General features: G+C 72.4%; 8 protein-coding genes, 1 tRNA gene and 1 other RNA gene. 3 read left to right on the top strand and 7 right to left on the bottom strand.

Translation table 11 applies throughout. The features are described from left to right. Positions 1–113: 113 nt before the first annotated feature. Complete coding sequence (gene argF, locus OO014_RS13650; RefSeq protein ID WP_272462871.1) at positions 114–1,121, bottom strand: ornithine carbamoyltransferase; 1,008 nt, start codon at positions 1,119–1,121, stop codon at positions 114–116. Between the two features lie 117 nt (positions 1,122–1,238). Then, positions 1,239–1,326 (bottom strand) — tRNA-Ser (locus OO014_RS13645). 79 nt (positions 1,327–1,405) lie between these two features. On the opposite strand from OO014_RS13645, the gene OO014_RS13640 reads away from it, so the two are divergent. Next, on the top strand, positions 1,406–2,713 hold the full coding sequence (locus tag OO014_RS13640) for an MFS transporter (protein WP_272462870.1): 1,308 nt from the start codon (positions 1,406–1,408) through the stop codon (positions 2,711–2,713). A 24-nt stretch (positions 2,714–2,737) separates the two neighbouring features. Further along, positions 2,738–2,834: signal recognition particle sRNA small type (gene ffs, locus OO014_RS13635), an RNA gene on the top strand. A gap of 32 nt (positions 2,835–2,866) precedes the next feature. On the opposite strand, the gene OO014_RS13630 is transcribed toward ffs, so the two are convergent. After that, complete coding sequence (locus OO014_RS13630) at positions 2,867–3,955, bottom strand: substrate-binding domain-containing protein (protein ID WP_272462869.1); 1,089 nt, start codon at positions 3,953–3,955, stop codon at positions 2,867–2,869. A 72-nt stretch (positions 3,956–4,027) separates the two neighbouring features. On the opposite strand from OO014_RS13630, the gene OO014_RS13625 reads away from it, so the two are divergent. After that, positions 4,028–5,242, top strand: a complete 1,215-nt coding sequence (locus OO014_RS13625) for an MFS transporter (protein WP_272462868.1) — start codon at positions 4,028–4,030, stop codon at positions 5,240–5,242. 18 nt (positions 5,243–5,260) lie between these two features. Here OO014_RS13625 and OO014_RS13620 read toward each other — a convergent pair whose 3' ends face one another. The 4 genes from OO014_RS13620 to OO014_RS13605 form a co-directional block, all read right to left on the bottom strand. Continuing rightward, positions 5,261–6,484 (bottom strand): GNAT family N-acetyltransferase, encoded by a 1,224-nt coding sequence (locus OO014_RS13620; RefSeq protein WP_272462867.1) that lies wholly within the window; start codon positions 6,482–6,484, stop codon positions 5,261–5,263. Between the two features lie 34 nt (positions 6,485–6,518). Further along, positions 6,519–8,174 (bottom strand): RecQ family ATP-dependent DNA helicase, encoded by a 1,656-nt coding sequence (locus OO014_RS13615; RefSeq protein ID WP_272462866.1) that lies wholly within the window; start codon positions 8,172–8,174, stop codon positions 6,519–6,521. A 62-nt stretch (positions 8,175–8,236) separates the two neighbouring features. Beyond that, positions 8,237–9,604 (bottom strand): hypothetical protein, encoded by a 1,368-nt coding sequence (locus OO014_RS13610; RefSeq protein ID WP_272462865.1) that lies wholly within the window; start codon positions 9,602–9,604, stop codon positions 8,237–8,239. A gap of 11 nt (positions 9,605–9,615) precedes the next feature. Then, positions 9,616–10,272: an ABC transporter ATP-binding protein gene (locus OO014_RS13605; RefSeq protein ID WP_272462864.1), complete on the bottom strand. Its 657-nt coding sequence runs from the start codon at positions 10,270–10,272 to the stop codon at positions 9,616–9,618. Between the last annotated feature and the right edge of the window lie 50 nt (positions 10,273–10,322).

Here is a 10,322-nt window from a genome sequence, read left to right as displayed (position 1 = left end):
CGGTCCCGACTCTCCCGTACGTGCGGGAGAGTCGGGACCGTCCGGTGCTGCGAGCTCACGCCTTTCCCGCGCGTGCGGGAACGTGGCGCCGCCAGCCGGCCGCCCGCGAAGGCTCAGGGCTGCGCGAGGGTGGCGACGAGGAGGGCCTTGATCGTGTGCATGCGATTCTCCGCCTGGTCGAAGACGATGGACGCCTCCGACTCGAAGACGTCATCGGTCACCTCGAGCTCCGTGAGCCCGAACTGCTCGTGCACGTCCTGGCCGACCTTCGTCTCCAGGTCGTGGAAGGCCGGCAGGCAGTGCATGAACCGCACCTCCGGGTTGCCGGTGAGCGCAAGGAGCTCGGCGTTGACCTGGTAGGGGGCGAGCATCTCGATCCGCTCGGCCCAGACCTCCTTCGCCTCGCCCATCGAGACCCAGACGTCGGTGTGGACGAAGTCGACGCCCCTGACTCCCTCAGCCACGTCCTCCGTGAGCGTGACCCGGGAACCTGACTCAGCGGCATACGACCTGGCTTGGGCGACAACGGAATCCGACGGCCACAGCGAGCGTGGCGCGACGATCCGGACGTCCATCCCGAGCATCGCCCCCATGACGAGCAGCGAGTTGCCCATGTTGAAGCGAGCGTCGCCGACATACGCGAAGGCGATTTCCGCATCCGGCTTCCCGGCGTGCTCGCGCATCGTCAGGGCATCGCAGAGCGACTGCGTCGGGTGCCAGTCATCCGTCAGGCCGTTCCACACGGGGACACCCGCCCACGCGCCGAGGGTCTCGACGATGTCGTGCCCGGCGCCGCGGTACTCGATGCCGTCGTAGAAGCGGCCGAGGACGCGGGCCGTGTCCTTGATCGACTCCTTGTGGCCCATCTGCGAGCCGGCCGGGTCGAGGTACGTCGTGCTCGCACCCTGGTCGGCGGCCGCCACCTCGAAGGCGCACCGGGTGCGGGTCGAGGTCTTCTCGAAGAGGAGTGCGATGTTGCGGCCGGTCAGGCGGCGCTCCTCGCGTCGCTCGCGCTTGGCCGCCTTGAGCTCGGCCGCGAGGTCGAGCAGTGCGCGGAACTCGTCGGGGCTGAGGTCGGTCTCCTTGAGGACGTTCCGGCCGAAGAGGGATGCCACGGTCATGCCCCATCGTTGCAAGTCCGGGGCGGACACGTGCAGCGGGCCCCGAGTTCTGAGACTCGGAGCCGCCAACAAAGGATCGGCCCCCGCCGCGCTGGGCGCGACGAGGGCCGATCTCTTTGGCGGAGGATGGGGGATTTGAACCCCCGAGGGTTTTATCCCAACACGATTTCCAATCGTGCGCACTAGGCCACTATGCGAATCCTCCGTCGGGCAGGCTACCGGAGGCGGGCACCGTTGCGAAAATCGGTGGGCCACTGTCAGTGCGGGCCGTCACACTGGGTCGAGTGACCGCACCCTCCGCTCGCCCCTCCCTGGCGTCGTTCTGGCATGACCTGCCGCGCGACGGCAAGCTGCTCGTCTCGACCGTCGTCTTCCAGTCCATCGGGACCGGGCTCGTCCTGCCGTTCGGAGTCGTCTACCTCAACGAGGTGCGCGGGATCGCCCTCGAGACGGTGGGCCTGCTCCTCGCGCTGCAGGCGGCCGTCGGCATCGCCGTCGTGGCGCCGGTCGGCGCCCTCATCGACCGCGTGGGGCCGCGCCGCGTCTACGCGAGCAGCCTCGTCGCCCTCACCGTTGCGGACGTCCTCCTCGCCCGGGCGACCACGGTGGGCCAGGCGGCGTTCGCGCTGATCCTGCTCGGCTACGGCTTCGGTGTCGTCTGGCCGGCCTCGAGCGCGCTCATCGGCAACCTCATCCCGAGCGGCCTGCGCCAGCGGTACTTCGGCGTCAACTTCACGCTGCTCAACCTCGGCATCGGCATCGGCGGCATCGTCGGCGGCCGGTTCGTCGACGTCGACCGGCCCGAGACGTTCGTCGCCATCTACCTGCTCGACGCGCTCAGCTACCTGCCCGGCCTGGTCATCCTGCTCGGCCCGCTGCGGGGGGCCCGGGACCGGGTCGAGCGACCTGTCGACACGGTGGCCGGCTCCGTCTCCTACCGGGCGTTGCTGCGCGACCCGCACCTGCGCGTGCTGCTCGCCCTCGTCGCAGTGGCCGCCCTGGTCAGCTATCCGCAGCTCAACGCCGGCCTGCCCGCCTATGCGCGAGCCGAGGGCCAGATCTCGACCCAGGGCCTCGGCTATGCCTTCGCCGCCAACACGCTCGTCATCGTGGTGCTCCAGCTCTTCGTGCTGCAGCGGATCGAGGGGCGGCGCCGCACCCGCGTCGCGATGGTCATGGCGGGCACCTGGGCCGTTGCCTGGTCGCTCCTCGGTGCGACGTCACTCGTCCCCGGGACCATCGTTGCGACCGTGCTGCTCGCCGCCTGCACCGGCATCTTCGGGCTCGGGGAGACGATGCTCCAGCCGACCACCGCCGCGATGGTCAACGACCTCGCGCCCGACCACCTGCGGGGCCGCTACAACGCCCTCAGCTCGCTGATGTTCTCCGTCGCCTTCGTCGTCGGCCCGGTCGTCGCGAGCTTCCTCATCGGCCGCGACCTGGGCTGGGGCTACATCGGCTTCCTCGTCGGCGGCTGCGCCCTGCTCGTGTTCATGGCGCTCGCGGCCGAGCGTCGGCTGCCGGCCCACGTCAACGGTGTGCGACCGCCCGCGGGTGAGCCGACCCCGACGGAGACCCGCATTTCAGGTTGAGGAGGACGGCGGCATACACTGACCGTCGGCACCCCGCGTGGTGGTACCTCTCCGAACTCCCCCAGGGCAGGAATGCAGCAAGGGTAGGAGGGCTCTTCCAGGTACGCGGGGTGTCCTCGTTCCCGCCCCGCCTCACCCCATGCCGTATGCCGCTCAGCTCGGTCGCGCGGTCGTCGTGCCCTCGCGGAGGTGGACGGGTTGGGTGACGGTGCGCGGGTGTCGGCCCTCGAGTCGTTCGCGAACGAGGGTGCCGAGGATGCGGCCCTTGTCCTGGCCGTGCTGGTCGATGGTGGTGAGCCGCTGCGGCAGCCAGGGCAGCTCGACACCGTCGAAGCCGGTGACGCTGACGTCGCGGGGGACACTGAGGCCGAGCTCCTCGGCGGCGAGGACGACCCCGGCGGCTATGACGTCGGACTGGGCGACGATCGCGGTCGGCCGCTGGGCCGGTGGGCGGTCGAGCAGGGACCGCCCGGCCACGATGCCGCCTTCCACGGAGGAGCCGTCGCCGGTCTGGATCGCCTCGGCGTCCGCGCCGAAGACGTCGCGGAAGCCCTCGAGCCGGCCGCGGGAGGAGACATACGCGTCGGGGGTGAGGTCGGTTGCGGTGATCGGTCCGGCGACCGAGCGCGCTGTCATCGACATGGCGACGTGGGCGACGCGGTGGTGGCCGAGATCCTGGACGTGGCGGGCGATCCGGGCGCCGGCGGCCCGCTCGTCGATGCGGACCTGCGTGACGCGGTCGTCGTCCGGCACGCCGGTGCCGAACATCGGGATGCCGCGCGCGGCGAGGTGGTCGACGAGGGGTGAGGACCCCGGTCCGCACAGGGAGAAGACGACGGCGTCGAGGGCGAGGCCTGAGACCATCGGCACGAGCCCCGCGTCGTCACCGGCCGGTTGGCCGAGGAGCAGCAGGCCACTCGGGGTCCGGTCGAGCTCCTCGGCGAGACCGTCGAGGACGGAGATGGCGAACGGGTCGCGGAAGGCCACGCGCACGCGGCCCTCGACGACGACCCCGACGACGCCGGCGCGGCCGTGCCGGAGCGAGGAGGCGAGCGGGTTGGGGCCGGCAAAACCGATCTCCTCGGCCACGCTGCGGACCCGCTCGGCGGTCGCCGCGGAGACCGGGCCCTTGCCGCTGAAGACGAGGGAAGCCGTCGACACCGAGACGCCGGCGCGGTCGGCGACATCGCGCAGGGTGGGTCGGGGCACCCCGCCGGGACTCGCTTGACGGGGAGGCGGCATGACCGGCATCCTATCGAAACGATTCGACTCGAATCGTTTCGACCAGTGCACCGTCCCTGAGAGGCTGCATCCATGTCCGCGATCGCACCGCCGACCCCCGTGGTCCGCACGGCGCGCACCGCTGTCTTCACGGCCTTCGCCATCAACGGTGCGGGGTTCGCCGCCTTCGCCTCGCGGGTGCCGGACATCAAGCACGAGCTCGGGCTCACCGCCGGCGAGCTGGGCCTCACGCTCTTTGCCCTGTCGATCGGCGCGGTGATCGGCCTGCCGCTGTCCGGCTGGTTCGTCCACCGCTTCGGGGCCGCTCGCTCCGCCTTGGGCGCGGCCATGGTCCAGAGTGTCGGCCTCGTCGCCGCCGGCTTCGCCGTGACGACGCTCGACCACCGCGGCGTCACCATGGCCGGACTGCTCCTCGTCGGCGTCGGCACCGGCCTCTTCGACGTGTCGATGAACCTCGAGGGTGCCTCGGTCGAGCGGCTGCTCGGGCGGTCGATCATGCCGCACTTCCACGCGGCCTTCAGCGGAGGCACCGTGGTGTCGGCGCTGATCGGGGCAGGCCTCTCGTACCTCCACGTGCCGGTGCTGGCCCACTTCGCCGCCACCGTGGTCCTGCTCCTCGCCGTCACGCCGTGGTTCCTCCGGGCGTTCCTGCCCCGCGACGCCGAGGACGACCCAACGGCCGACCCCACCGCCGACCCGACGGCCAGTGGGCCGGCCAAGGCCGGCATCGGCGCCGCCTGGCGCGAGCCGCGGACCCTGCTCATCGGTGTCGTCGTCTTCGCTGCCGCGTTCACCGAGGGCACGGCGAACGACTGGATCGGCGTGGCACTCTCCGACGGCTACGACCTGCCGCGCTGGGCCGGGGTGCTCGGCTTCGCCGTCTTCCTCAGCGCGATGACGGCCGGGCGGATCCTCGGCACCCGGCTCCTGGACGCGCGCGGCCGGCTCCCGGTGCTGCGCGTCCTCTTCGTCGCTGCGGTGGGGGGCAGTCTCCTCGTCGTCTTCGGCGGACCCGTCCTGGCGTTCGTCGGGGCGGCTGTCTGGGGCGTCGGCGCCAGCCTCGGCTTCCCCGTGGGGATGAGCGCCGCGGCCGACGACCCACGCCGCGCGGCCGCGCGGATGAGCGTCGTCTCGACGATCGGCTACACCGCGTTCATCGCGGGACCGCCGATGCTCGGCTTCCTCGGCGACCACATCGGTGTGCTGCGTTCGTTGCTCGTCGTCGGTGCCATGGCGGTTGTCGCGATCGCGGCCCTGCCCGCGGTGCGGGAGCCTGACCGCCGCTGACGCCGCAACGGGGCCTCGTCAGAAGTACTCGGTGAGGTGGGGGCTTCCCGCGAAGATCGCGTCGAGGGCCCGGTCGGACTCGGGGCCGCCACCGGTGGCGAGCCCGGCCAGTCGCAGCCGCGACGTCGTCCAGCCGCACCAGAGCGCAGCGAGCCCGCGCGGTCCCAGCCGCGTCGGCTCACCCCTGCCGTATGCCGCCGGGCTCGCTCCCGCCGGGTCGCTCGCCTCGCGCGGGGCCGGGACCGCCCGCCCCGTGCCGGACTCGACCGTCAGCGCCCAGCTGCCCGAGTTTGCCGGGACCGGGTCGTCCAGCACGATCTCGACCGAGGCCGTGACGTGGGGCGAGAAGCCCCGAGCCGCCATGGCCCCCGGCAGGTCGAGCACCCGGAGCATCCAGACGTTCTCGCGCACGTCGACCTGCGGGGCGCTGCCGAGGAGCAGCCGGGCCGGATCCCGCGGGTCGAGGTAGCCCCGCACCGTCGGCGCGGCCGATGACCCAGACCCGACCACCGCCCACAGCGCCGCCGTGGCCTCGGGTGACTCGCCGACGATCTCCTCGACGGTCAGGACCTCGTCGGCGAGCGCGTACGACACGAAGCCGCGGTGCCCACCCTCGACGTCGACCACGTAGTGGATCTGCTCGGCGTCCTCGAGGTACTCACGCCACTTCTCGACGCTGGTCAGCATCGGCCCGCTCAGCGCGTGCCGCTGCTGGTGGGTGCGCGCCAGCGAATGGATGAGCTCCGCGTCCTCGGGGCGCGCTGGTCTGGGACGCAACCCACCACTGCGGGAACGGAGGGCGCGGACGTCGTGAGCGGCATACGAGTAGCGCGGTTGGACCCCGCCCACCTCGTAGCCGACTCCGCGATAGAGCTCCGGAGCGGTCGGGAACAGGCAGGACACCACGTCGCCCAGCTCGACCATGCGCGAGATGAGGCCCCGCATCAGCAGCGACGCGACGCCCTGTCCCCGGGCGCTCGGCTCCGCGTAGACGCCGGCGACCCCGCCCATCCGCAGGTGCCGGCCACCCCAGACCTGCTCGAAGGCGAGCGCGCGCCCCGTGGCGAGCATGGTGTCGTTGGCGTCGACGACTGCGAGCATTCGGCCGGGGAGGACCTCCTTGGCCAGGCCGTCCCACCACGCCTGCCCTGCGGCGCCCAGCGGGCCGAAGGAACGAGCCCGGATGGCCAGGGCGGCGGGCAGGTCGGCCTCGGTCACGTCTCGGATGCGCAGGTCACTCACCCACGGGACTCTAGAGCCGGCGCGGCTGAGGCGCTCAGACGGGCTCGAGGAGTCCTTGGTCATCGATGAGAGCCATCGCCAGCGTCCGGTAGCCGACCTGCTCGAAGAGGACCGTGACCCGATCGTCCTGGAGATCCGTCACCGTGCCTTCGCCGAACTCCGGGTGGCGGACCTGGTCGCCGATCTCGAAGGTCACGTCGGCATCCGGGCGGCGCTCCTCCGCCAGGCCGGAGTGGCAGTTGTCGCAGTGGCCACAGCGGCCACAGCGGCCCTCGTGCTCCTCCCCGAAGTAGGCGAGCAGGAAGTCGGCCCGACAGCGGGTGGTCTCGGCGTAGCTGCGCATCATGTCGACCCGGGACCGGTCCAGCGCGCGTTGCCCCTCGGCGCGCTGCACCACGGCGTCCACCAGGGTGTCGACGCTGACGCCGTCCGCATCGAGGCCGGCGTCGCGAGCGAGTCGGAGCAGGCCCAGCAGGCGGCCGGTCTTGCGCACGCCGAAGGGACTGTGCGCGGCCACCACGCGAGGGTCGGTGCCCGCTGCCGGCCCGTCCGCCGCCTCGGCTGCCGCGACCGCAGCGAGGACCGCTGCGACGTCAGCGCGGGCGGGGACCGGCGTCGAGAAGAAGCGGCCGAGCGACAGGTTCTCCGGGCGGTAGACGAGCAGGGCCCGGGACGGCTTGCCGTCACGGCCGGCGCGGCCGACCTCCTGGTAGTACGTGTCCGGTGACTCGGGGACGTCCGCGTGGATGACGAAGCGCACGTCCGGCTTGTCGATGCCCATCCCGAAGGCCGAGGTCGCGACGATGACGTCCGCAGTGCCGTCCATGAAGGCTCGGTGGGCGTCGTCGCGGCGACGTCGGCCCAGGCCTGCGTGGTAGGTCACGGGGCGGTGGCCTCGCTCCGCGAGCGCCGCGCTGTAGCGCTCGGTGTCCTTGCGGGTGCGGCAGTAGACGATGCCCGAGCCTCCGCCCCCGGCAGCCTCGTCCACCGTGTCCAGCACGGCCGCCCACTGGTCGTCGGGCGTCACGCACCGCGCCACCTCGAGCGCGATGTTGTCCCGCTCGAAGCCCATCACGATCGTCTCGTGGTCGGCCAGTGCGAGGCGCTCGACGATGTCGCGCCGCACGGGAGGCGCCGCAGTGGCCGTCATCGCGACCACGCGCGGGGACCCGAGGGCGGCGATGAGGTCGCCGAGGCGGAAGTAGTCCGGCCTGAAGTCATGCCCCCATGCCGAGACGCAGTGCGCCTCGTCGACGGCGACGAGGCGCGGACCTGCGTCCGCCAGCGCCGTCCTGACGGACGGGTTGGTCAGCTGCTCCGGGGACAGGAAGAGGAAGTCGAGCGTGCCCTCGGCGAGCCGCTCCAGCACCGCAGCGCGCTCGGACTCGCTCTCTGCAGAGCTGAGCCGGGCGGCCCTGATGTCGGGCGCCGCAGCCTCCAGTCCGTCGATCTGGTCCTGCTGGAGGGCCAGGAGGGGGGAGACCACGACCGTGCAGCCGCCGAGGAGGAGGCCCGCGAGCTGGTAGGTGAGCGACTTGCCGGACCCCGTCGGTGACACCAGCAGGACGTCGTGGCCGTGCAGCAGCGCAAGGGTCGTCTCCTCCTGTCCCGGCAGGAGGCTGTCATGGCCGAAGACGCGCCGGGCCGTGCTGTGAATCCGGCGGCGGTCGCGGGTTAGGGCGGAGGTCATGCCATCGCCATACCCCGTGGGATGGGCCGAGTGACCGCGGGCCGTGGGCGCCCGCCCGGCGCCTAGTTCCGGTGCAGGTGCGTGAGGCGTCGCACCCTTGCCAGACCCCAGGCCAGGACGAGGGCGGTGGCCAGGACCGTCACGACGACCCCGCCCACCTGACCGGCGCGCAGGAAGTACGTCATCGTGGCTCCGAGGAGCACGACGATGGTGCCCGGCCGGATGTACCAGAGCACCATCCCCTGGGGGCCGGAGGTGGGCGGTGGTGAACCGCGGAAGGCGGCCAGGAGGTGACCGCCGCTGAGGAGCACCACGGTGAGCACCGCGGCGACGGCAACGCCGGCCGTCCCGGTGCCGCCCGTTGCGACCGCGACGGCTGCTGCGGCCCCCAGGAGGCCGGTCGCCAGGCCGGCCGGGATCACCAGGTGCGCGAGCGCCTCCGGCACTGCTGCGACTCCGATGAGCGACGGCGTGCCGATGTTGTCGGACTGGAGGCGGAGGCCCTCGGCCCAGGCGCCGAAGCCGAGATAGAGCGGAAACATGCCGAGGCCGAGCGCCACCGGCGGCGCCGCAGGCTGGGTGAGCCCCCAGATGAGCACCGAGCCGCCGAGTGCCGCCAGGCCGGCGCCCGCCGCCAGGGTGGCCGGCTGGCGTCGCAGCCCGAGCAGGTCGCGGCGAACCAGGACGCCGAAGGGCCGCCCGGGCCGCAGACGGGCCGCGCGTGCCCTGCGGACCGGCCGGGCGAAGGCGAGGCGCGCTGTGCGCAGGTTGCCCGTCAGCGCGGAGCCGGCGAGGGTGGACGTGTTGGCCGAGTGGGCCCGGAGGGACTCTGCGTGTAGGGCGCGCAGTGCGTCCGGCAGCCGCCACAGGACGGCCCAACCCCGGCTCGACCCGGGCCAGGACCGCACCTGCCCCCACAGCCAGAGCCGGACTGCCGCGAGCCCCAGCAGCATCCCTGTCAGGGTCCCGCCCGCGATGGCGAGGACCCCGGTGACCTGCGCAAACGCCAGACCGCTGCCCAGCACGAGACCGACGACCGCGCCGACGAAGACAGCCCCCGCGAGGGCGAAGCGCCACCACCGCCGCACGGTGAGGGCCCGGTCGATGGGGGTCGTCACCACGAGGTCGATCCACGGCAGGGGAGGCGCCACCGGTCCCCGGAACCGGCCGGCCCACACGGCGGCGGCGAGGAGGGTGCAGCTCGATGCGACGAGGGCGGCCACGCCGACTGGGGAGGCGAGCTGGTCGCGCAGCCAGGACCGGTCGGTGGTCTGGAAGAGGGCCTGCACGAGCGGGAACCCATAGATCGCCGCGAAGAGGGCGAGGACGTAGCCGGCATAGACCCCTTGCTTGCGGGCTGCACGTGCGGCCTCGCCCCCGACGATCCAGTCGGCCTGGCCGAGCCGGTGCCGGTCGTCGACGTCGATCATCCGCGGTCCCATCACCGGGCTGGAGCGAGGTCGACGATGCTCGGGGCCAGGGCCGCGGTCAGGTCCGGGTCGTGGCAGGCCATCACCAGGGTGGCTCCTTGGTCGACCTGCTTCCGGAGCAGACCGGCGACCACCTGGCGCTTCGTCGTGTCGAGCCGCTGCTCCGGCTCGTCGAGCAGGAGCACCGACGACGGCCGGGTCAGGGTGAGGGCCAGCCGGAAGAGCTGCTCCTGACCCGACGACAGCTCGTGCGGGAACCGGTCGTCGAGATCGCCGATCCCGAGGGAGCCGAGGAGCGCCTGACCCCGCTCGTCGGACGTCGCGGGGTCGTGGCCCCAGGTGGAGTCCACGAGCACGAGGTGGTCGATCAGGGTGAGGTCGCGGTAGGTGGTCGGCGTGCCGATGAGGGCCGCCACGCAGGCACGGATGGCCGGGTCACGCTCGTCCGCAGGCCGGCCCCCGACCGACGCGGTCCCGGTGGTTGGCTCGAGGAGCCCGCCGATGATCCGCAGCAGGGTGGTCTTGCCCGAGCCGTTCGGGCCGCGCAGGACGACGCACTGGCCGGGATCCGCCGCGACGTCGACCGGCCTGAGGAGCGTGGTCGTGTCGATCGACTTGCTCACCCCGACTGCTCGCACCTCGCCGGTGAGTTCGGCAGTCCTGCTCATCTGACCCCCTCGACGGCGCCGGCCCGGACCGTCGCCACTCTACGGATCTG

It is taken from the genome of Intrasporangium calvum, assembly GCF_028446585.1.
Lineage (GTDB): Bacteria > Actinomycetota > Actinomycetes > Actinomycetales > Dermatophilaceae > Intrasporangium > Intrasporangium calvum_A.
Note: the sequence above shows the minus strand (reverse complement) of the source record. Positions and strands in the feature narration are given on the sequence as shown.